The organism is Sunxiuqinia indica (assembly GCF_009847015.1).
In the GTDB taxonomy this organism is placed as follows: domain Bacteria; phylum Bacteroidota; class Bacteroidia; order Bacteroidales; family Prolixibacteraceae; genus Sunxiuqinia; species Sunxiuqinia indica.
On sequence record NZ_WVEM01000003.1, the window covers coordinates 22,624 to 45,590 of the forward strand.

A 22,967-nucleotide genomic window follows, 5' to 3' on the forward strand; every position below is an offset into this window, starting at 1 on the left:
GAAATTCGTAAATTTCATTCTATGGAATTTGAAATTATCAAAAAAGGGGATCAGATTGTTGTTAAGGTTTTGTCGAAGAAGCTTGACACCAATAATGCTCCGGAGCTAAAATCAGAGTTGATTGTTTTAGGTAACGATGGAGCAAAAAACATCATTTTAGATGTGAGTAACTGTAGTTACGTTGACTCATCGGGACTAAGTGCAATATTAGTTGCCAACCGACTTTGCGAAGATGCTATCGGAACGTTTATACTTTGCGGTCTTCAACCTGATGTTGAAAACCTGATACGAATTTCGATGCTTCATACCGTTCTGCTGATTACAAAAGATGTAGAAGAAGCAGAGAAGCTACTGATCGAAAAGAGCAACCTTTAACAGGAGTTCCTGTATGCAGATGCCTTTTCAATTGACAATTCTTGGAAGTAGTTCAGCAATGCCTACTTCTAAAAGATATCCAACCGCTCAAGTGCTCAATGTGCTTGGGCGGTTCTTTTTAATAGACTGTGGTGAAGGCACTCAACACCAATTGCGAAAGAATGGGATCGGTTTTGGGAGGCTCAATCATATTTTCATATCACACCTCCACGGCGATCATTTCTTTGGTCTGATCGGGTTTATTTCAACCCAGCTACTGCTTGGACGAACGAATGACCTGCATATTTATGCCCATTCTGAATTGCAACGCTACATTCAATTTCAAATTGAATTTTTAAAAATTGAAGAATTAGGTTTCCGGTTGGCCTTTCATCCGCTCAACTTCAAGAAAGAGCAGCTTATTTTCGACGACGAGAAACTAAGCATCACATCTTTTCCGCTCAACCATCGCGTGCCCTGTTGTGGCTTCCTGTTTAAAGAAAAAACCAGGGAGCCCAATATCAAAAAAGAACAAGTCAAAAAATACAAGATTCCAATCCGGGAAATCAAAAACATCAAATCAGGAGCTGATTTTACAACCGAAAGTGGTAAAATTATTCCGAACAAAGATCTGGTAATTTCTCCATCCAAGCCACGCTCTTTTGCCTTTTGCTCTGATACAGTTTATCACGAAAAGGTAGTTCCAGTTATACAAGACGTTGATATTTTATACCACGAAGCAACCTTTGCCGATTCAGAAAAACAACTCGCAAAAACAACATTCCATTCAACCGGCAAACAAGCTGCTCTTATTGCACAAAAAGCTAATGCCGGGCAACTGTTGATTGGTCACTTCTCGGCCCGTTATAAAGAACCTGATATTGTCTTGGAAGAAGCTCAAAGTATTTTCCCAAATACAACGGCAGTTAACGAAGGAGATGTGTACGAAGTAATCCGGGATTAAAGAGGAAGCAAGTTGGATTACTCCTCAAAAAACTCTTTATTAAAATTAACCAGATAGAGCTCTTTTACCGGACGGGTAAACGCGGTATACAACCATCTTAAGTATTCAACGTTCAGCATATCTTCAAGCAGATATCCCTGATCAACAAAGACAGCGTCCCATTGCCCCCCTTGCGCTTTATGGCAGGTAACTGCATAAGCAAATTTAACCTGCAACGCATTGAAGTGTTTATTCTCTTTAATTTTTTCCCAACGCTTTTTCTTACTTCGAATATCCAGGTAATCCTCCGCTACCGATTCATACAACCGCTGACTTTCTTGGTAGCTTAACGATGCCGTTTCAATATCGAGTGTTTCTAGCAAAATCTTGCAATCGATCTCCAGATCGTCGTAATCCAAAAACTTCAGGCACACATTGGCAAAATGGAAACCGTACAATTCTTCATATCCGTAAATTGATTGAACCTGAACAATATCACCATTAGCAATAAAATCCAGCCGTTCATCATCACTCAACCAAAAGTAGTTGTTCTTTACAATCATCAATAAATCCCCAATAGTTATCTGGGCTTCTTTATATAGAATGGTAGAACGGATACCCTCATTAAATTTATTGGCTCGTTTATTCGATCGGGTAATGACCATCGTTTGCTGCTCTCCGAATTTATCGTAGCACTCCGTAATCTTCTCGATCAACTCGCTTCCCCCAATTCGCTTGATATCCGTAAAATTAGCCGTTTCGATGGGGAAATAAGCAGGATCAAAAAAACCTTCACCAACCAACGAACGAATATTAGTCGCATTGTGTAAGATTCCGGAATCGAGCTCTTGACGTACAACTTCTGTTAATTCGAGGTGCATCACATCGGCCCCATACATCTCCAGCTCTGAAAGATCCAGAGCTGGGCTAATTGCCATACCAACCGGAGGAAGCTGGGCCGTATCGCCAACCAATATCAATTTACAATTCTGTCCGGTATAAACGTACTCATAAAGGTCATCCAACAAACGGCCGGTTCCAAAAACCGACCCTTCAGGAGAAGAATTGGAGATCATGGAGGCCTCATCGACAATAAAAAAACAATTCTTTATTAAATTTTTGTCAAGTGCAAACTTCCCAAAACCATCGGTTGTTGATTGTTGCCGATAGATTTTTTTATGAATGGTGTACGCACTGCAACCAGTGTAGGAAGCCAAAACTTTTGCTGCTCGCCCCGTGGGAGCCAACAGCATAGTGCGAAACTTAAAACTGTTAAGTGTTTTAACCAGAGCATTTAACATGCTCGTCTTCCCTGTTCCGGCATATCCTTTTAATAAAAAAAGCACATCCGGGCCAGGACGTGTGATAAATTCACTCAGTTTTTCGGCAAGCACAGATTGACCTTCTGTTGGCTCAAAACCTAAATTACCGCGGATTTGTTCTTCAATGTGTTTTTTTAACATTGATGCGAAATTATAACTATTCCACAGATAGTAATTTAATTTTTTTTATAAATTTGCATGCAAACAAAAACTAATCTTAAAACGATAAAGATGAAGACAGTAATTCAAATCGTACTTATAGTCGCTGCAATCATCCTTGCATACCTTATCTACGACAGTGTTGAAAGACCTATTGAATTTGAGAAAGCAAAAGATGCCAGGTTTAAAGTTACCGTACAAAAATTGAAAGACATCCGTAAAGCGGAATTAGCTTATAAAGATGTAAACGGCGAATTTACAGGCGATTGGGATACATTGATCAACTTTGTGAAACACGATTCACTGCCATTAGTTAGAAAAATTGGTATGCTTACCGATAGTATGATTGAAGCAGGATTGACTGAAGAAACTGCAATAAAAAAAGGCTTAATCATTCGTGACACCATTAATGTGAGTGTTTTAGAAAACGTATTCAACGAATCATATCCAATTGATGAGCTAAACGTAGTGCCGATAAAAGGTGTTGATGCAAAATTCCATCTAGGTGCAACAGAAATTACAACTGGTTCCGGAATCATTGTTCCGGTATTTGAGGCTAAGGTTCATAACAATACGATCCTCGAGGGCTTGGATGAACAGCTGATTATTAATCTTAATGACCAGAAACGTACGAATGGCAAATACCCGGGACTAAAAGTTGGTTCGTTAACTGAAACAAACAACAATGCCGGTAACTGGGAGTAATCAAACGTATGCAACAACATTTACATCTTGTTGACGAAACTTTCGATTCTAATTTTACCCAAGAATATTATTTATCCATCCAGTTTAGTCTGGATGGATTTTCTTTTTCTATCTGCGATGGATTGCAAAACAAGTACATCTATCTTTTCAATAAGGACTTTTCGGGTAACTCCAAACTCTTACATCGCAAGTTAAAGGACATTTTTGATGAATTTGAAATCCTGCAAGCTGATTTCAAATCCGTTCAAATCATCTATGTATCGCCGGGAAAAATGCTTTTAATTCCCGACGAATTTCTATCGGATCATGATGCGGTTGAAAATTACAAGTTAAACCTGAGTCTGTCAGATGAAGATGAACTGAGCCACCTTCCGATAAAAAGATACCAATCTGTTCTTCAGTTTGCTATTCCCTCAAAAGTAAAGCGTTTTTTTGAAGACAAATACCCGGGAGTTATTATTCAGAATGAATTGGTCAACTATTTTAACCGGATTGAAAAAAACAATAACACAGAAGAAGGACTCCTTATTTTACTGTACAAAACTCAACTAACAATTGCTTTAGTTGGAGATTCAATTCGCTTTTGTAATTCGTTCAAGTATCGTAACGACAACGACTTATTGTATTACATTTTGCACGTTGCCAAAATGGCTGAAGCCGACCAAAACCTTCAAATACGGTTAAACGGGCGTGTTAATAAACGTTCGGCAATTTATCATCACTTAAAGCAATATTTTAAAAATCTCGTCATCGAAAGTAGGAGTACCGAAACCTATTACAGCTACCTGTTTGATCAACTTCCTGATGCAAGATTTGTTAACCTGTTAAACAACCATTTATGAGAATTGTAGGAGGGACACATCGCGGAAGGCAATTTAGCCCCGGAAAGTCGTTTAAAGCGCGCCCCACAACAGACCGTGCTAAAGAAAGCTTGTTTAACATCCTGACAAATAGAATCGACTTTGAAGAGCTAAAAGTACTTGATCTTTTTTCAGGCACAGGAAGTATTTCATTTGAGTTTTTTTCTCGTGGATGTACCGATGTAACTACAGTAGAACTGGACTATCAACACCATGAATTCATACGCTCGGTGATCCAAAAACTGGGTGCTAAAGAAGAAATTCGAGCCATTAAGGGAAATGCATTTAAATTCTGTGAACAAACTGTTGATCAGTTTGACCTGATTTTTGCAGATCCGCCATACGATCATCCCAAATTCAACGAAGTCCCTGAGTTAATTCTGAAAAATAATTTACTCAAAGATGATGGGCTTTTTATTCTGGAACACTCCAAGTATTATGATTTTTCAAGTTTCAAAGAATTAGTGGAAACCCGTAAGTACGGCAGTGTTCATTTCAGCTTTTTCAAAAAAGTGGATGCAGGAATTCCGCTTTAGCCATATTAAAGTGTCTCAAAACAAAGCTGACAGTCTGCTCTCCTTTCTGTAACACAATTAACTGGACTTGCAGCAAAAAGTCGGACAATTTTTTAAAAGACTCATTTGTATCTTTTAAAAAAGACACAAATCTCTAACTTTTTATTGTTCTCCACAACTTTTTAAAGTGATCCGTAATCCGATATTAACACCAGATTTGACACCACTAAAAAACAAAAGCCTCACAAGTTACTTACTTGCAAGGCTTTTAAAATTTACTTGGTGACTCAGCTGGGGTTTGAACCTTCCTTTTTAGCCAGCTGATTATCAATATTTTCCGGAGCGCTTATTTTGATAGGTCTCGATATAGTCTCGATTGATAATCAATACATTACGATTCAAATATAAGCAAAATATATTAAAATATTTATGATTTTTTTGAGATTAGCGTCTCGGTTGTCTCATATTTTTTTGACATTATCTTCACCAAACCATTCTAATGCTTTTTCGATGACCACCTCTGACGGATTGTAATAGAATACAGCCAAATTCTCTTTCGCTCTAGTACAACACACATAGAAAATTTTTTGAGAGCGTTCCAAAACGCTTTCAGAACCTTCTCCTGTAAAGAGATTCTCAAAATTATAATTTCGCCATCCACCGTTATCAAGAATCATCAACACATTATTAAACTCTGTACCTTTCGTTTTGTGTTGTGTTGAAAACGGAGTTTTTCCCTCTAGGTAGTCATACAATTTTTGAAATTCAGAAAAAGGAACGGATTTTACTCTATCATACACATATTGCTTTTCGCTTATAAAACGCTCCAATCTCTCATCAACTAAACAGATTCCTTTTTCATTTGCCTCGCTGATTATTGTTTCAATTGTCTTATCTCCAACATCAATTAATTCTTCTATATTTTTTTTGAGATTTCTTTTATCCTCTAATGACTTTACATTAGTTCTATAATCTGTGACTCTCAAAAACTCGTTGAATTGCTTATTTTGGTATAAATAGATGTTTCTTTGAATTTTGTATAAATGCTTAATCAAATCATCCCGCTTTGACCCCTTTTTATTTTCGTCTTCTTCATCTTGTTTTTTATCATCTAACAATTGGTCTTTGTCCACATAAACCCTCGAAAATAACGAATAGTTATAATTTAAAGCCGCGTTATATAATTCAGGATTTTCATCGATAAAAGTCTGCATTGTTCTTGTAGGTAATACAGCATTTAATGCCCTTCCTGATTTTCCTTGCTTTAGCACCTCAATAACTTCACCGAAAGTCATCTCTGAGAAATCCAAATCAATATTATTGTCTTTTATATAACTTTTCACTCTTTGCCGGTACTCAAGAATCTTATCTTTATCATAGATATCCATAAGAATCCTAAAGCCTGCTTTATCTGCAATTAGGTTGTGAGTGAGATTTAATTCCTTTGTTTCTTTGGAATTGTTAAAATTCCATCCTTCTTTCTCTGTCAGATAAATCTTAATATTTTCAATACTGTCGTTATCTGAATACAGGAATAAAACATTCCCCTCTTTTACCTCACTATTGAACATGTTTGGAGCAAATTTATCGTCCGACGGTGTTTGCTTTATTCCGTCAGTTCTTAACTTGTTTGCCAAATCAATTACACGCTGCGGATTTCTTCTGTTTTGTTCCTTCTTGACCTCTCTTACTTCTCCGTCTTCGTTACCTTTGTACGCATTTAAATTTCCAATTCCATCGTCATAAATAGACTGCATCGCATCTCCAAAAAAACCAATAATACTTCTCTTCATACTTTGAGCAAAGTGAGTTAAAAAAGACTCAATAACCACCTTATTGGTATCCTGATATTCATCGATAAGTATAAATCGGTACTTATCTTTAATAATATCACTCAATTTGGGATAATGCTCAAACATATACTCCGCAACAAGTAGAAGTTCGTCATGAGAGATAATCCCCTCTCTTATTCTTACATATTCTTTGTATTGAATCTTGTTTTCAAGGTTATTAAAATAATCATCTGTAACTATTTCTAAATCGTCAATTTTTATTCTGGCAATTGCTTCATCATTAGCAAGGGCAATAATTGTTGCTTTTAACTCTTTCTGAAAGTGTTTTATATTGTCCCAGAGAAAATCATGAATTGTTGAGACATTTAAATTATTGTGGTTTACACGTTCTTCAATTTCTTTAACTGCTGCATTTGTATATGTCATGCAGGCAACTTTTGAAGTTGGATTTTCTTCTATGACTTGTTTAATAACCTGAACCAAAGAATAGGTTTTTCCACTTCCAGCACCACCACTCAACAGAAAGTTTTGTCCGTTGTCGATATGCTTAAATATTTCTTGAACTTCTGGCTCTAATGCTAATCTTCCTTCAACCATAATAATCCTTCTTTAATATATTCAGGTATCTGCCAATTACTAAAATCTGCGTTACTAAAAAACAAAATATCTAAGGCAAAATGAGTTTTCTTTTTGATACAACTATTTGCTAGTGCATAAGCGTTTTTTGCTGGATCATCAAAATATTCTCTATTTTTTAGTCCCTTGAAACTATCTTTATTTATTATGATAAAATCTCTATTCAGATGGATAAATGAATCCTCAAAGCTTCTCGCATTATAACCGTTCTCATTAGTTTGATAAACAACTAATAGGGTTCCCTCGGGATCATTTGTCCAAGTTCCATCACCTTTTTTGAGTAATTTGCTATTGAGATCAGATCCTTTTAGATCATCTAACGTTTTATTATTAAAAAAGAATGAAAGAGCAGTATTTGAAAAACTGACTCCATTTTGAACCTCACATTTCTCACCATCAGCATCAACAGCGTCTAAATCGGTTATTATTAGCGATTTTATGCCTAAAAACTCTATAAATTTCTCAAATATTTGAGAATAAGCCCCAACTTCAATAATTGAAATATTTTGTGATAATAAGGGCAAGAATGGATCAATCTCCCTAGATGCGTGATGCCTTTGTTTCTCTTCAATATCGATCTTTTTCATCATTGTGGGAAGAAGTATTCTCTCAGTATCTCCCTCAATTAGAACAGCTTTATCAGCAAAGAAAATTTCAGCTCTGCTTATCGTTAAGTATTGTTTTAAAAATTGATATTGGTTGGGGGCTTCTTCATATTCAAGGCTTAGTTCTCTTAAGTTTTTTGCAATGACATTGTTCAGGCTTATCTTTTTCAGATATTTAATATCATCAAATTCACTATCAGCGACTATATGTGAAGAATGAGTACTAATGATATATTGTAATTTTCTATTTTGGCCATCTTCTCTTACGATTCCATCCTTAAGTAAGCTTTTGATATTCTTAATAAATATATATTGCATTTGAGGATGAGTGTGCGCTTCCGGTTCTTCTATAAACAACAAATTAATATCTGATGGCTTCTTGTTTTTATCTCCCTTGAATTCCTGTCGCTTAATTTCAATTTCGAAGATCATACTGATTAGGTTCATATACCCCAACCCGTTGCAGTATTCAGGTAGTTGATTATCAGTGTCGTGTCTATATATAACCGTAGTGTTACCTTTTAATAATTCCCGATGCTGAAGTGAGGAAATAATTTTTATTTCAGATTCATTGGGTTTAATGCCACCGAAAAGTTCGACCTTGTTTACGATGTCTTCAAAAAGATTTGTGTAAATATTACTCAAATTATCATCTGTATCAATTAATTGATCCTTGAAGGCTTCTATAGCTTTTGATTGCTCATCATTTTCTTCTGTTCTTTCATAAATTTGAGAAGTTTGACCGGATAGCGTTTTATCTGCTTCTTTATTCGTTACGTCCCTCCTTGCACTTATATATTTAAAAGAAATAATGTCTTTGACACTAATCTTTTCATCATCTAAATCGACATATACATCTTCATTTGCTAGATTTTCTGCTCTATTATATTCGTATGAGTATCTTCTAGGCTTGAAAAAACTTAAATGCCGCTCAATAAAATCATATATGCTTTTTACTTTATAACTTTCATCTTCGGCTTTTTTTTGTGCTTCCTTTTCATTGAATGCAATTAACTCGCTTTTCATTCGCTCATAATTTGCAAAATGGAGGGCAAATTCAAATCCAAGAACAACAACATTGTTTTCAGGATCCAAATCCATCATTACGCGACTGATATTGGATAAGTCATCATCTTCGCCATATTTGATAAAAATCTTCAATTTTATTGACTTTGGTTTGTATTCTTCTTCTTCGATTAAACCAGCTTCCAAAAGGTCTTTAATTTCTTTTTTAAATTCGATGTTAAAATCATCAAATTTGAAGCTACTGGGAGAATTCAAAAGCTTTTCTAATACCAACAATAGAGATGTTTTTCCTGTGTTATTTTTTCCAATAACTAGAGATAGTTCTTCTTCAATATCAATTGAGAAATCTTTTAAGAGTCTATAATTCTCGACCTGAATTTTGAATATTTTCATTATGGTTAGGGTTTAGCAAAGCACTATTTTGAAACTTTGTTTGCAGTTGAATGTAAATTGCTTTCTTTATTGTTATTTAAGGTTAAATTGTCATATTTCGACATTAATCTACAACCTAAAATTAGTAAACTTTTATTAACAACAAGTTTTTAGGTGTTAACAAACTACACATTGTATCAACGACAAAAAAGAGAGGCAAAATGCCTCCCAATTTTCAGAACTTGATCTGATCTTCAACCTCTTTGATCTTTTCATCCAGGGTGGTTTTAATCTCGTCCATCACGGCTGAGACAACCGGTGTATTGGAGGTTTTAAACTCTTTGCCGGAAGCGTCCCGCAGGAATACGGTTGCACCCATCCCATCAGCGCCCAACGAAAAGGTCTGAAGGTTACGGCGGGTTTCGGTCAGCTTGCGCCACTTTTCAATGAGCATGCTCAAATCTTCCACTTTCTGGATGCGTTTTTCCAGCGAGGGAACTTCAATGACCACTTTTTCATCCTTCTTTACTACTTCCAAAGAAGCTTTAGGTTGTTCTTTACTCTCAGCTTCAACTTTTTTAGCTGTATTATTCATGATTTTTCACCACTGCCCTGTGGCTTTTTTATGGCATCTGGCACGCCGGTTAAAATTTCGGCTAACCGGATATTGAGCTACGCGGATTCTTGTCAAGGGTGAATGTCTGGTTCCGGGATACCGGAAGCTGACCGAACACGGAGTGCGGCGAAGCGAAAGGAATAATGAAGGGCCGCCCTTGACTTTTCCGTGGGGCGATCAATAACTTTGCGGGGATTTTAAATGGAGTGGTTTTACCTTTCAAAATGCTGATACGAACAAAAAAGGGGCTTTATCTGCCCCTAGAATTCAAATAACAACTGCTGAGGTATTCCGGTTACTGGTTGCTGTTTGGAAAAGATTTCCGGCTTCTTTTCCGGTAGTTTCAAAACCATATAACTTTCGGTTTCTGATATTTCCCTGATATATGGGACACCATGCTCCGGGTGAAGTTCAATTCGCCATCCGGCATAAAAACGGTTCATCAGTGTATCCATCCAGCAAACTTCGCCTAAAAGCCCATTCAGGCAAAGGTTAATCACACACATCATGGCGCAAGTGCGGTCAATATCTGCCCCAAAGAACAACAAATTCCTGCTGATTTTTGCTGCGGCTAATAACATTCGACCAGAACCACAACAACAGTCGGCCACCCGCTCCCGATAACCTGCAGGGTTTAGTATCCTTGCCATCATCTCGCATATTGGTTCTGGGGTAAAGAATTGTCCGTTATGCCCGTGACTGAGATATTCCATGTAAAAGTCGCCAAACCCATCTTTCAACCCTTCACCATTGTTGTCCATCTCTACGACTAATGCGCCAAATGCTTCCGCCATCAGGCAGGCATCTGGTTTTTCATAGCTTCGGACAATCTCATGATAGCGGTCTTCTTTTGCCCCTAACGACAAGGAGCAAACTACCATTTCGAGGAAATCTTCAAACACTGAATGCAAACCGTATTTATAACCGATTTGCAGGATATACTGGGAGAAACTTTTTAACTGTTCCATTTTCTGAATTTTTAAATCATGATTAACAGTGAATTTTGGAGATAAAAAAAGCGAAGGCTAAATTGCCTCCGCCAACTGATCAACCTGCATGGCTACTGCCGGTTGGTTAGGATAGGATTGATGTTCCAGGATGTAATCCACCGCCTTTTGTGCCTGTGATGAAGCCATGAGCAGCATCTTTTTATCTTCTTTGAATTTGCCAATCCAGCTTTTAATGTAGGCGGCACTGTTATCAATCGTGGCATTCTGGATGCCTGTCATGTAACACAGGTAAGCTGCTCCCATTTCAGCCACCAACTCCTCTTGACTATAACTATAATCATGAGAACCAAATTTGTGATCGGGCAGTTTTTCATGCCTGCCTGTTCTGTTAATATGGCCTGTTGAATGAACCAATTCGTGAAAAATCGTTGAGTAATATTGTTCATCCTGAAAAAAGGTTCGTGGATTGGGCATCCCGATATAATCCCCTGAAGGTGAATAAAAGGCATGGGACTGGTTTAACCTGATTTCAGGGCTATCGTACCAGAACTCGATCAACTGTTCAGCCTGGCCAATCGGATCAAAATCATGGTCGTGAGCTTCGGTCGACGGAATTTTGCTTTCATTGATCCCTTCGGTTTGTTTCAGGTTGAAAACGGTGTAATATCTAAGAAACGGGAAATGGTCGATACTACCGTCTTTTTCTTCTTTGTCCAATATTTTCCAAAATACAACCGGAAAACCTTTTTCTCCTTTCAGGATATGGCCACCCAATTCTTTAACCTGATTAAACGTGAGAAAGAACGGAGAACCGAATTTATCAGCCACGGCTAGCAGGAACCAGAAGTTAAAACCACGGTAAACTTTCCGGTAAACCATGTTCTGCGGTAAACCTGTTTCGACTTTCCAGGGCATCTGCCACGGAACAACACCTTTTTCAAGTCGTTCGAGAATCAGGTTGGTAACCATCTCGTAAATGTCGAATGAAGAATTCATGGGAAAGCGCTGCTGCCCTGCAGACTTATTTTGGCATCCTTTGAAGTATAAAGGACTGATCTGGCACGCCGTTAAACTTAAATTTTTGGCGTACCAACATTGAGCTGTCCCGGATTAGGTCAACGGGGTGCATGTCAGTTTTTTGCTAACCTGTTCGTTCACAGAGTTAGCATGTTCATTTAAAATGAACAAAGCAAAAAACTGAACGCATCCGAAGGGAACGAGCCACGAAAAGCGAGTTCCCCTTTACCGTTCCGGGAAGCATAAATAACTTTGACGGAAATTTGAGTTGAAAAGTGTTACTAAAAATGAAATCGAGTTTTACAAAAAACAGATCTGTTCAAATCCTATCATATTTGCCAGAGAACTTCCTATATTTATGATTAAAATAAAAACAGAATGAAACTGAGAAAGCTAGGCAAGAATGAACTAAGCTATATCTTTAAGATCCTAAAAATCAAAGAAGAAGACAAACAGCTCATTTTAAATTACTTCTTTTTAGCAGGAAGTTGCGAATCTGATGAATATACATTTAAACAACATTTTCATAAGGATAATTTGCAAGCAGATGAGCTAGATAAGATTAGCCCTAACATTATCAATAAAATACGATACTTTGCAATAACAAAACCAGACGAGAACCTAGAATTGTTATCTCCAAATCTTTATCAAAAATTTTCGGAGCCTGACAATATTGTGTTTTTCGTTGGTGCCGGATTATCAAGGCTATTGGATTATCCAAGTTGGGAGGAGTTAGCTGATAGAGCTATAAAGGAATTACGAGATAAGAGGATAATTAATTATTACATAGAAGACAGAATCAGGAATACAATAAAAGATCCATTACAAAAGCTCTCCATCTTTGAATCGTATTTCAAACATGATTCAAAAGAATTCAAGGAATTTTATTCTCAAATTTTCAAGAACGAAAAATCAAATTGTCAAGATAATCCGTATGATCTATTAGTGTGTCGTGAGTTTAAAGCGGCTTTTATAACTACCAATATTGACACAGAAATACTTGAAGCCTTAAAAAGAAAAGATTTGGCTACAAATATTAGTGGACCCAATGACGTTAAGAATCTACCAAAACAACCGAAAAATTACAGAGTAAATCTTGATATAAATGAACTGAAAACAGGTAGTGTCGCAATGATACATGGCAAATATGACGAACCAGAAAGCATAGTAATGTCAAACTTTGATTATATCAATAGTTACTACCGCAAAGACAATGACAAAATAAGTCAATTCCTTAAAAATGTATTCAAGCAAAAGACCGTTATTTTCATTGGGTATGGTCTGGCAGAACTTCCTATATTGGCGACCATAATTGATTCAAAAAAAATAACTCATTCTGAAAAGGAAAGTTCTGATAAAATCAAAAACCAAAAAAAACATTATTTACTTATAGAATCATATGAGAATGAAAAAAAACTTCAAGACGTTTATCGTACTTATTTCAATAATTTCAATATCGAAATATTGCCATATCATTTGGATGATGAAGGGTATGATCGAATTACAAATGTGTTAAAATCATGGCGCAATTCACTTCGTTCTGAGAAAGAACAATTTATAAAAGATAGTTTTACGATAGAGCAGTTTTTTGAAACTGGTGCTAATATAGAGCCAGTTATCAGGATAATCAAACCGCTTGAAAATATATTGTTATTTAATCAATTTTTTACCGAAATAGACAAAATCGATTATTTCTTTCGATTACAAAAAGAAGGATTTTTTAATGTAGAAAAATTTCCCCCAGCCAATAATGACTCTCATCCTTTTTATCCTCCTTTGTTCTACATCGAAAAAATTGCGGCAAAATTAGGAAAAAGTGGAGATGCTCAAGATACGATATTGCATAGCATTTTAAGAATTATCTATGATGTATCAAAAAGCTTTGAATCCAGCAGTTTCAATGATCTCAATAAAAATACAATTTGGTATTTTATTCGTATTATTAATCATCTGCCGAATGCGATATTGACCGAAAAATTTGTCAGTGAGGTGATAAATGTTTGGATTTTGAATTTCTCAGCTTCCGATTCAAATATTGAAAGTATCTTAAATACTATTTTTATAAAGTTTTGTACCGTTGAAGATATTTCAAAGGCTGAAATGATATTAAAATCATTTCTTTCAAAAATATACAAATCCAAAAATGAATTTATTGAAGATGAGCTGAACTTCAGATACTTGATAAAAGAGAACAAACATGTAAAAGTATTTCTTGAAAATAGTTCTACTGATTTTATTTTTTTCTTATCTGATCTTGTAAATTATTTGAGAGTAGAAAACTATCCCATCGAATTTAAATTTGAAGCTAAAAAAATAGAGTATCATTTCAAAGCTAAACTCGTAACCGATAAAACCTTCGAATATAAATTAACCGATATTACAAATGATGTTGTAATTGAGAAAGGAGACATAAATTTTTCTTATTATTCAGACGAAAATGCAATTAAGAGAAAAATCATTTCGTTGATAGGAAACTATTACATAGGTGATGATTCAATTGTTAACTTATACTATTTTTCTCATTGGGGAAAGCAAAGCTTTCGGTTAAGTGATGATATTTTTGACGATAGTATACATTACAGAAAAGATTTTGTTATAGTCTTAAGCCAATTCTTAAAACGAATTTTACTTGAACAAGCGAAAAGTAAGCCCGAAAATATAAGTACGATTGTTCGTAGTTATTTTGATCGAGAATATTCCATCCCCTTTTTCAAACAACTCTCGTTACCTATTATTGAAGTAAACTTTAGCTATTTCTCCGAATTCTTTTTAAATACCGTTTTAGATGAAAATCTATGGATTAACAATTTGAATTTTGGATTAGAGAAAAGCCTAAAGAATTTTTTGAGAAGAAATACGAAAAAGCTTCATAAAAGGCATTTTGACAAAATCAATTTGATTATTCAAAACATCGAGAAGAAATATAAAACAGAAGATGAAGATTTCAAGAGAAAAATTGATTTTGATAAATTGGAATGGCTTGATGCCCTCAAAGAAAGCCCATCATTCAAAACTGAATATGACATATTGAATTCTAATTATCGTTTGGAACCAGATTATTTTTCTTCGATGGGGAAAATTAAATACTATTCAGGCGAAGTCTCGCCTTATAATGTAGAAGAACTTCTATCATTTAACGTTTCAGAATTATATTCCGTAATAACAAGCTTCAAACAAATAGACCATTTTGACTTTAAAAATGGTTCAATCAGGGGATTGGCAAGTTCAGTACGTAAAATTGCAGAATTAAGCCCGTCTAAAATGATAGAGTTACTGGAATATAATTATTTAGTCCCTATTCCTTATATGAATGGAATAATAGAAGGGATTATAAAAGTAATGAAAAAAGACGAACGAGAACTGAACCTGAAAAGGCTTTTTGAAATCATTCTAATTTATATTAAATCGTCCGAGTTTCGTACTGATAAGTTAATGATTAAAGAATACTACGATGATTTTCAAAAAGAATGGCTAATTACTGAAATAGCCCAATTAATAGAAGAACACCTAAAAAATCAAACACAAGAAACTGATAGTGAAGAAATTATTCGCCTAATTCTTTTAGATATTTCGAAATATTTAAATGATTTAAAAGGAGATACATATTCAGAGAAAGATGGGAAACAATTTCGGGACTATAACCTAAATTATACATTAAACTCTTCAAAAGGTAAAGTTTTATTGTCGTTATTTGAATTTGCATGGTACATTAGTACTACCTCAAAATCACAATCCATTGACCCAACAGTTAAACAAATATTTATCCAGGCTTTTGCTAGTAAACATAGAGATGCTTTTATCATTTTTGGAACATATCTCTCCCAATTTATATCCATTGACAAAGAGTTTAGTGATGAATGGATAAAGAAAATTCTGAAGTTGGAGGATGAAGAATGGAAATGTTTTTTTGGAGGATGGTTATTTTTCAAAATGCAGCATTGTTCTAGGGAAATATACAATAAACTAAAAACTCATTTCAGAAGAGCCTTAGATTTGAAGTTTTACATAGAAGATTTTCAAAATAGTGGATTAATACGTTCAATACTCATTGCATATTATTGGAATTATGAAGGAGTCAGAGGAAGGATATTTCAAAAGATGCTCAGAGAAGCAAATATAGAAATCCTTGGAATAATTTTGGGATATGTTTGCACTGATTTCTACGAATTTGAAGAGCATAACATGTTAGATTCAACCCGGCCTAAAATCTTGGCTCTTTGGAAAGATTTAAAAGTTAAAAGTGAGTCTTTTACGGAGGAAGGAATAGAAAAAATTCGTTTCGAGATGTTTGAGTTGATCCGGTACTGGGAAAAAATTAATCAGGAGCTATTTGAACTTCTTTTGTATTCCATTGACAATTTTAAACCAGGGAAACCTGTTAAAGGCTTGGTTGAAGAGCTTAAGAGATTATTGGATACAGCAAAGGAAACGAATGCGGTGTATGTTTCGCAGTTGATACTAAAACTTACAGAAAGAAAATATTGCCCGTTTTCTGAGGGAGAATTTGGAGGTGAAATTTATGATACGCTTGAAAACTTAGCTTTAATGCAAAACAATCAAATAATTCAAGACACGAAAGATTCTTGTACGAACCTTATTAAAAACAGTAATGGCTTACAAAAGAGAGGCAGAGAGATTTTGAGGAAAATGAATGACAACTTACAAAATTAGATGGAATTTAAATCACACTATCCATAGATGGTCCAATTCCTACCCAATACGGCCATTTAGCGACCAATTTCAATTTCCTTTTACCCTTTACGAGGCTGCAAAAATTCTGATATTGTCTTACATATATCGACATTTGATACATATCGATAAATTTGAGGAGGATGAAAGCTTGAATCAATGGTTCGTAGATTATCCAAAGTTACTGGACTAAGTTTCTTTATACCCTCAATATCGATTCCTATAGCCTTTTCTTTTCCCTTGTAATAATTATCATACCTAAGTTTATCTATACCCAGAGAGTCAGAAAATTCGTTCCACATTTTTTCCGGAGTAGTTTCGATAATTTGTCTTATTACTCCGAATCCCACAACTGACTTTATTGGAGAGGATGCGTAAATGATTATGTAGTCCCCAACTTTTACATGTGGTTTTATCTTTCGTAGTTCAATACTTTTTTCTTTTGTAAGAATCTTCTCTGCAAACTCAGGTTTAACCGAAATAAACAGGTATTTTTTTATAGAATTTAATTTCCCCACCTTCCTATCTGATATATCTGATTAAAAATAATCTTGTCCACTTTTACTGGTGATGCAAAGGTATTCTCTTTTCTTCCATTACTGACAAATATTTGCCTGATTAAAGACAATTTTATTGGATTGTGAAATACCTCAGTTCCACTAAATCGCAATGCTTTAATGGGAACATTAATATCATTGCTACACAATTCGTAAATATTTTTCCACTCATAGATTCCGTAATGCTTATTTTTTTGAAACAAAACTTTAGGCTTATCCGTCATTACTTCATCCAAATAGGATGATGCCACAATTGAACTGCTTCTTGCAAAATGTTTGTTACTACTAGCATACCACAATATGCGGGCAGGGCTGACTTCATTAATCGGTCTTACATGCCGGTAATATACGTTTTCCATATTCCATAATTTCTCAGGATTAGCGCCAAACAAAGTAACTCCTGAAATATTTGGATCAAAAAGTTGACCAGCCCAGTATGGTTTGATAGGTACTATATAACATGGTATATCCAAATCTAAAAGTTTTAGTGGAAATAAACGGCGTTCCAGTTTTAATAGGATTTTTTGTTTTTCATCACTACTCACCAGGTCCGTAATTTCTTCCGCCAAATTGCTTTCCCAAATATCTCCTATAAAATCCGTAAGTTGATAGCTTTCAATCATTTTGCCAATTACTGCTTTGATCCAACCAGTTGATTGTCGATTGAATCCCATTCGTTGAAGAACAGACTGCTGACTTTCAGATAAAAAGCTTTCTTGGATTTGTATTGAAGTTAGGCCTTTGCTTATAGCTTTATTAATAAAATCGGATACAAGCTGCATAAACAGAGTCTGTTTTTGGTCTGTCTCCGACAAACGAATAAATGAAATAACCAATTCTGTGCCTTCAGATTTGTATGCAAAGAATGCGATGGCTTTACCTTCAGATTTTATTACCTTAATTTTTGAAAGATTGATTTTTGAAGCCTCTCCGTAAACGATATTTTTAAACGAAATCTTTCTTTCCGATTCTGATTTAGAAAGAAACTGGTCAATATAAATATCCAGTTCTGATTTTGATACATTAGATATTGAATGAAAGGTAACACCGGCAAGTCTTACCGGCGAATATTCTTCTTTATTAACCAACTGGTCTATCTCAATAATAAATTCATGAGGGCAAAATACCTGAATCCTAAAATTATTCTCAATCTCTTCTCTTTTTTCTAATATTCCCTGATCTAATGTCACGAAATATGGGATTTCTGCAACAATGGATGTTGCTAATTGCTTTCGGTCCGATCTATCATTCTCTGTATTGCCTGGGATAAATGATTCTAATAGGTTCGATACATCTTTGTATTTCTCAATATCGAAACGGGCAACTAAAAAATTTTGCAAAAAGGCCCTGGTTCTTTCCGCTCGCTTATAGTTTTTATCTCTTGTAATCTCATTTAACAACTCCGGGGCATAAAAATAATCTACTTCTTCAACCAGCCAGTCTGCCATCAAGGATCGCGGGTCTTGAGACGGTTCAAATTCAATGTCATTATCCCTTAACTTCAGAATTATATTTGCATCTAATAATGCTTTGACTTTTAACGTAGTACTGTTTCCTACACCACTAAATAGATCGGGTTTATTGAAATCATACCACCATTTATAAAGATAATTTTCATCAATACTTCGACTCCGCACTTGTCCCTTGCACACAAAGCCATACCTTTTCCATAATTCTGTCGCATGGAAATAATCAGCCCTGCAACTTAGAGAAATTCCCATATATGTTGCTTCATATTTACGTCTTAGTTCATCAAGCAGTTTTGTTGGTACACCATGCCCTCGACTTTCCTCTGTGACACAAAGATGGACAATGGAGATCCTGGAATAACGTACGACAAGTCGGAACATCAGGTATCCGATTAACTCAGTGCCACTATGGGCAACAATTATACATTTTTTTCGGGCATGGTCGATAAAGCCGCCATCAGGCATAAATCCCAGTGTTTGAGAATGTTTCTTCCCCAGTGCTATGACATCCTGAAAAAAACGATGATGCTGATTTATGTGTTCTATCTCCATGACTAAAGTGTGATAGTTGGTTGTTTATGATTGTTCTATGAGTTTAAAGGAATCAGGATTTATAAGGGTGCATTTATTAAATCATAATTATATCCCCAAATTTAACTTCTTCAGCATCTCTATTGTTCCCGTTTCCATTTTTGAAAAAGCGAACCATTTTTTCCCGAGGTCTTTTAATGATGCTCACAGCCTTGTGGTCTTCCCATTCGCTCAAACCTTTCCCTCCTTTGCAATGGTATAGAAAGTACTTCTGCCTTGTCCGTGTTTTTCAACAAGGTTCTCCTCAACCAACTCGGTAAGTATCTCATACGTTTTTGTATTTTTTAAACCGATCAGTTCTGCTGCCTCTTTTCTTGAAATTTTATTATTATCCAGTATGTATAGAAGTATATCCTGTTTTTCTTTCGTTAATCGTTCGTAATCGTTCATAATCGTTCGCAGTCGTTCGTAATCGTTCGCAGATGGTTCTCCTTCCAACGATATATTGATTGGAACCGGTCGTATAATTTCCACATCAAAAAAGTCATTCTTTTCTTCAATTTTAGGACTTGGTAAACCCAGTTCCTTGCAGGCATTGATAATCCGGTTTATTCCGCTTCCCCATTGTTCAATCAGTCCCAGCTCTTTAAAAATATGGGCAATTACCCGATTCCTCGCTTCGCTACGTCCGTTAAAGATATCTTCAATCGTAATGTTACTTGGCAAACTGCCAGGAGAAACTATGTTTACAATATCGTCATAAATTCCTACCTTAACGTCCCGCCCTTGATTCACATAGTCTCTATGAATTAGGGCGTTGACCAGAGATTCGCGCAGGGCCACTACCGGAATTTCATACGTTTCCTTTCGGTACAATCCTTCTATTTCAGCTTTCAGGTTGATATGGTTCAATACAAAATTTTGAGAATTTTCAAGGATGGAAAAAATGTCGCCTCCATACTCTTTTTTATCGATAAAAACATCCATGGTAGTTCCCTTAAACCGGGCGCACTTTACGGTACAATGGGGAAGTTTACCAAGTAGTATCACCAGTGCGTTGGTGGGATAGTTCTTACCATTCTCGGTTTTAATCAGCTTCAGGTTTCTTAGCTTATCTTCATTCATTGGCTTCCCAATATTTTCAAACCGTTGTAACACCGGAGAAATATCGAGCTGGTCAAATGCGAAATCGAAACAGATTTCTTCGTCAAAACTAACGTGCCGTTTTTGACGTTCCAGTTCGGCAATTGTATCTAAGTCGGCAAGGCGGTTAGTTGCCCCGATACGAACGTAAGTCCCCTCAGACTTGCCCTGGCTTTTCAGAAAGTATGGCTTCAAATTGCCCCTAACAATTTCAATTACCAACAGCAATTTGCCTTCAACATTCACGCTGTATATTTCAGGCATGATTCCCGGAGAACAGTTGTCCGTAATAATCGAGGCAATACTATCTTGTATTTCAAACAACTCATCGTCGTTTATCCCTGTAATTTCCCGGTTGTTATTTACGCCAACAATCAGTTTTCCTCCGCTTGTATTGGAGAAAGCAATGACTGTTTTAGCAATTTTTTCATTTTTAGGCAAAGCTTCTTTTAATTCGAGCGTTTTGCTTTCGCCTTTTTGTATTTGTTCAATCAGTTTCATAATTCCAAAGATATTCATAATTCTCAAGGCAGTAACCTACATTCTTTTGAATATCGCTTCTGTCGAAAATTTAAACTCATAAGTTGTCATATTTATGATAATACACATGCAGACTGAGAAGGTTTAGCGCCACTTGGTCTTACGAAAAATGATGATAGCATTGCCCCATTTCAGCTTGACTACATGTAACGATTTTCCGTCCTCATTTATGTCCTGCATATCTCCAGACGTCAAGACGACAATATAACAAATTAATTACAAGCGAATTGTACATATAAGCCAAAGAGTTTATCCACGTAATTTAACAGAGGATTATTGCCGTTTCAAATTTGTCCTTTCGTTTTTCAGATCAATTTCCCTTTTTCGCAGGGCGAGGCAGGGCGCTGTCGAAAGCAAATTTTTAACCGCACAACTATGGCTAAGAAAAAGCGATCGACAGCACGGAGAGTTAAAAGACAAAAACTTAATTCTTCAAAAAAACAAGAGCAAATAGCTCAGTTAAAAAAGTCAAATAAGATCACCAAGTTTTTGGGAAATCAATTGCTTGGGATACTGATCAAAATAGTATTCGAACAACCAATCCGGGACTTGATATCCTGTTTATTTGCATTATTGAAAATTGCTTGGAATCTGCTATTTTGATACTGTCTGCTTAAATAGATTGCAAGCAGCGAGTTAACGTATATCCGTATTGCTCTGATAATTATTGGAGTTGTAAACCCATGCACCTAGTTTAAAAAAGTATGGTCATTTTTTTAAATTCTGTTTCTTTTATTGTACTTACATCAAGTTCAGTATCGATTTCTTTTTCCCTTTCCAGATTTTAGACTTTTTCGTTTATTTCGCCCGACATTTTGTTCGAAACGTTCATTCTTTAGTTGATAGAACAGCGATTTAAGCAATTCTTTTTTGAAATCTCCTAAAAACCGAACCTTTTGTTTTTCATTCTGACCACAGTTCAATGTGTTGTCCAAACAAAACCTCGGCCTCTCATCAAAATCGCCCATCTTCACCGGATACCTCACCGGATTCCCATTCTCATCTGTCACAAACACCAAAAATCCACGCCCAACCTGTTTTACTTCAACATTAAACAACTTCAACGCCTGATCATACATCTCTTTGGAGGTTATAAACTCCATCCTGTTGAGTTGAGAAAATAAGCTTTCCAGGTTTTGTTTCAGGTTTTTACTGGAGCCTGAGAATCGATAGTTCAGTTTTTCCTGGGTATCATCTTTGGTTAGCTGGTATTTCTGCTCCAGTTCTTTGATAAACCGCTGCGACTTTTCTTTCTCATAACTGTCTTTGATCTTTTTACCGGTATCACAATCGATACGGGTAGATACAATATGAAAATGTACCCGTTCCAGATCCGCATGTTTATAAACCAGGTACGGCTGGTTCCCATAACCCAAGTGTTCCATCAAGTTACCGATCTCAGTTCTGATACCGGCATCGCCCAGACGGACTAAATCACTGACTGTTGGATTAACAGATATATGTAATCCGGGCTTTTTAACACGGGTATTCCGCTCTTCAATCTCCTGAAATACCCTATACCTATCATTTCTGTTCCCCAGAAAAGGATTCATTACAGGCATATTCTGGCTGTGATAAAATGAGGCCCATTTCTTATCGATTTTTCGCTCGTTGTAAAACAAGGCGTTTTTTGTGCTGCAAGTCTGGTGGATTTTAATAATCATGATCTGGGATTCTCTTTTGGTTCGGGATACAGATTAGTGAAGGTATTTGTGGAGCATGGTTAGGCATTCCCGCATCATATCAAAAGCCATCTTTAAAAGCTGCCGGTCATTGTCATCGACCCTGTAACCGGCAAAAGAGTTCATCCGTTTGGAAAGTTGGTTCAGGTTCACACCAATCTTGTTCAGCTCGTAATCCAGGCTCTTTAACTGGTCCCTGGCTTCCTCATCCAGCGAAAAAACTTTCCACTTTGTCTCACGAAAAACTTTTGTGCGGATCAGATCGCTCATACAGCCATACTTCCCACTTTTTGTCAAAGCTTTTAAACGAAGCTTCTCTTCCTGGGAAACCCGGATGATGAGCTTTGCATTTCGTTTATCTGTATCTGGTAACTTGGGTCGCATGGCTTGTTTTTCTGTACCTGACTTCAAGGGTTCAAAGAGGGGGATTATTCAGTTTTCGGGGAATGGGCGTTTGCCCCGCAGGGCAAGGTGAAAAGGTTT

17 protein-coding genes are annotated in these 22,967 nt (G+C 36.0%); 6 read left to right on the forward strand and 11 right to left on the reverse strand.

The genetic code is table 11. From position 1 onward, the window contains the following. The first annotated feature begins 21 nt into the window (after positions 1-21). Positions 22-375: an STAS domain-containing protein gene (locus tag GR929_RS05445; RefSeq protein ID WP_159517932.1), complete on the forward strand. Its 354-nt coding sequence runs from the start codon at positions 22-24 to the stop codon at positions 373-375. Between the two features lie 13 nt (positions 376-388). After that, positions 389-1,318: a ribonuclease Z gene (locus GR929_RS05450; protein ID WP_235934081.1), complete on the forward strand. Its 930-nt coding sequence runs from the start codon at positions 389-391 to the stop codon at positions 1,316-1,318. Positions 1,319-1,335: 17 nt separating this feature from the next. On the opposite strand, the gene GR929_RS05455 is transcribed toward GR929_RS05450, so the two are convergent. After that, entirely contained in the window at positions 1,336-2,760 is a 1,425-nt protein-coding gene (locus GR929_RS05455; RefSeq protein ID WP_159517933.1) for an ATP-dependent DNA helicase, read from the reverse strand. 90 nt (positions 2,761-2,850) lie between these two features. Here GR929_RS05455 and GR929_RS05460 point away from each other — a divergent pair, with 90 nt between their 5' ends. From GR929_RS05460 to rsmD, 3 genes are read left to right on the forward strand one after another with little or no spacing between them, the layout of a single operon-like run. Next, complete coding sequence (locus GR929_RS05460; protein ID WP_159517934.1) at positions 2,851-3,483, forward strand: hypothetical protein; 633 nt, start codon at positions 2,851-2,853, stop codon at positions 3,481-3,483. Positions 3,484-3,491: 8 nt separating this feature from the next. Continuing rightward, positions 3,492-4,325, forward strand: a complete 834-nt coding sequence (locus tag GR929_RS05465; protein ID WP_159517935.1) for a DUF3822 family protein — start codon at positions 3,492-3,494, stop codon at positions 4,323-4,325. After that, the gene (gene rsmD, locus GR929_RS05470) at positions 4,322-4,879 is read left to right on the forward strand and encodes a 16S rRNA (guanine(966)-N(2))-methyltransferase RsmD (RefSeq protein WP_159517936.1); all 558 of its coding nucleotides are present in this window, start codon (positions 4,322-4,324) and stop codon (positions 4,877-4,879) included. Before GR929_RS05465 ends, rsmD begins: the two co-directional genes overlap by 4 nt. Positions 4,880-5,319: 440 nt before the next feature. On the opposite strand, the gene GR929_RS05475 is transcribed toward rsmD, so the two are convergent. The 5 genes from GR929_RS05475 to GR929_RS05495 all read right to left on the reverse strand — a co-directional run bounded on the left by GR929_RS05475 (position 5,320) and on the right by GR929_RS05495 (position 11,852). After that, complete coding sequence (locus tag GR929_RS05475; RefSeq protein WP_159517937.1) at positions 5,320-7,248, reverse strand: ATP-dependent helicase; 1,929 nt, start codon at positions 7,246-7,248, stop codon at positions 5,320-5,322. Beyond that, a complete protein-coding gene (locus GR929_RS05480) occupies positions 7,230-9,311 on the reverse strand; it encodes an AAA family ATPase (protein WP_159517938.1) in 2,082 nt (693 codons plus the stop codon). The genes GR929_RS05475 and GR929_RS05480 overlap by 19 nt, the downstream gene beginning before the upstream one ends. Positions 9,312-9,525: 214 nt before the next feature. Then, positions 9,526-9,885, reverse strand: a complete 360-nt coding sequence (locus GR929_RS05485; protein WP_159517939.1) for a hypothetical protein — start codon at positions 9,883-9,885, stop codon at positions 9,526-9,528. A gap of 281 nt (positions 9,886-10,166) precedes the next feature. After that, positions 10,167-10,874: an N-6 DNA methylase gene (locus GR929_RS05490; RefSeq protein ID WP_159517940.1), complete on the reverse strand. Its 708-nt coding sequence runs from the start codon at positions 10,872-10,874 to the stop codon at positions 10,167-10,169. A gap of 57 nt (positions 10,875-10,931) precedes the next feature. After that, positions 10,932-11,852, reverse strand: a complete 921-nt coding sequence (locus GR929_RS05495; protein ID WP_159517941.1) for an ArdC family protein — start codon at positions 11,850-11,852, stop codon at positions 10,932-10,934. Positions 11,853-12,251: 399 nt separating this feature from the next. Between GR929_RS05495 and GR929_RS05500 the strand changes: the two genes are divergently transcribed. Next, positions 12,252-16,544 (forward strand): SIR2 family protein, encoded by a 4,293-nt coding sequence (locus GR929_RS05500; RefSeq protein WP_159517942.1) that lies wholly within the window; start codon positions 12,252-12,254, stop codon positions 16,542-16,544. 80 nt (positions 16,545-16,624) lie between these two features. Here the strand turns inward: GR929_RS05500 and GR929_RS05505 are convergent, their stop codons facing one another. The 5 genes from GR929_RS05505 to GR929_RS05525 all read right to left on the reverse strand — a co-directional run bounded on the left by GR929_RS05505 (position 16,625) and on the right by GR929_RS05525 (position 22,868). After that, positions 16,625-17,080 (reverse strand): hypothetical protein, encoded by a 456-nt coding sequence (locus tag GR929_RS05505; RefSeq protein WP_159517943.1) that lies wholly within the window; start codon positions 17,078-17,080, stop codon positions 16,625-16,627. Continuing rightward, the gene (locus GR929_RS05510; protein ID WP_159517944.1) at positions 17,068-19,140 is read right to left on the reverse strand and encodes a GNAT family N-acetyltransferase; all 2,073 of its coding nucleotides are present in this window, start codon (positions 19,138-19,140) and stop codon (positions 17,068-17,070) included. The genes GR929_RS05505 and GR929_RS05510 overlap by 13 nt, the downstream gene beginning before the upstream one ends. A gap of 210 nt (positions 19,141-19,350) precedes the next feature. Then, complete coding sequence (locus GR929_RS05515; protein ID WP_159517945.1) at positions 19,351-20,763, reverse strand: ATP-binding protein; 1,413 nt, start codon at positions 20,761-20,763, stop codon at positions 19,351-19,353. A gap of 791 nt (positions 20,764-21,554) precedes the next feature. Next, positions 21,555-22,466 (reverse strand): relaxase/mobilization nuclease domain-containing protein, encoded by a 912-nt coding sequence (locus tag GR929_RS05520; protein WP_159517946.1) that lies wholly within the window; start codon positions 22,464-22,466, stop codon positions 21,555-21,557. A gap of 33 nt (positions 22,467-22,499) precedes the next feature. Next, positions 22,500-22,868, reverse strand: coding sequence for a plasmid mobilization protein (locus GR929_RS05525; protein WP_159517947.1), 369 nt, complete (start codon positions 22,866-22,868; stop codon positions 22,500-22,502). Positions 22,869-22,967: the final 99 nt, after the last annotated feature.

What these genes read in the sequence shown, in the direction of transcription:
- GR929_RS05445 (WP_159517932.1), top strand. Translation starts at nt 22, where the DNA reads ATGGAATTTGAAATTATCAAAAAAGGGGATCAGATTGTTGTTAAGGTT.
- GR929_RS05450 (WP_235934081.1), top strand. Translation starts at nt 389, where the DNA reads ATGCAGATGCCTTTTCAATTGACAATTCTTGGAAGTAGTTCAGCAATG.
- GR929_RS05455 (WP_159517933.1), bottom strand. Translation starts at nt 2,760, where the DNA reads ATGTTAAAAAAACACATTGAAGAACAAATCCGCGGTAATTTAGGTTTT.
- GR929_RS05460 (WP_159517934.1), top strand. Translation starts at nt 2,851, where the DNA reads ATGAAGACAGTAATTCAAATCGTACTTATAGTCGCTGCAATCATCCTT.
- GR929_RS05465 (WP_159517935.1), top strand. Translation starts at nt 3,492, where the DNA reads ATGCAACAACATTTACATCTTGTTGACGAAACTTTCGATTCTAATTTT.
- rsmD (WP_159517936.1), top strand. Translation starts at nt 4,322, where the DNA reads ATGAGAATTGTAGGAGGGACACATCGCGGAAGGCAATTTAGCCCCGGA.
- GR929_RS05475 (WP_159517937.1), bottom strand. Translation starts at nt 7,248, where the DNA reads ATGGTTGAAGGAAGATTAGCATTAGAGCCAGAAGTTCAAGAAATATTT.
- GR929_RS05480 (WP_159517938.1), bottom strand. Translation starts at nt 9,311, where the DNA reads ATGAAAATATTCAAAATTCAGGTCGAGAATTATAGACTCTTAAAAGAT.
- GR929_RS05485 (WP_159517939.1), bottom strand. Translation starts at nt 9,885, where the DNA reads ATGAATAATACAGCTAAAAAAGTTGAAGCTGAGAGTAAAGAACAACCT.
- GR929_RS05490 (WP_159517940.1), bottom strand. Translation starts at nt 10,874, where the DNA reads ATGGAACAGTTAAAAAGTTTCTCCCAGTATATCCTGCAAATCGGTTAT.
- GR929_RS05495 (WP_159517941.1), bottom strand. Translation starts at nt 11,852, where the DNA reads ATGAATTCTTCATTCGACATTTACGAGATGGTTACCAACCTGATTCTC.
- GR929_RS05500 (WP_159517942.1), top strand. Translation starts at nt 12,252, where the DNA reads ATGAAACTGAGAAAGCTAGGCAAGAATGAACTAAGCTATATCTTTAAG.
- GR929_RS05510 (WP_159517944.1), bottom strand. Translation starts at nt 19,140, where the DNA reads ATGGAGATAGAACACATAAATCAGCATCATCGTTTTTTTCAGGATGTC.
- GR929_RS05515 (WP_159517945.1), bottom strand. Translation starts at nt 20,763, where the DNA reads ATGAAACTGATTGAACAAATACAAAAAGGCGAAAGCAAAACGCTCGAA.
- GR929_RS05520 (WP_159517946.1), bottom strand. Translation starts at nt 22,466, where the DNA reads ATGATTATTAAAATCCACCAGACTTGCAGCACAAAAAACGCCTTGTTT.
- GR929_RS05525 (WP_159517947.1), bottom strand. Translation starts at nt 22,868, where the DNA reads ATGCGACCCAAGTTACCAGATACAGATAAACGAAATGCAAAGCTCATC.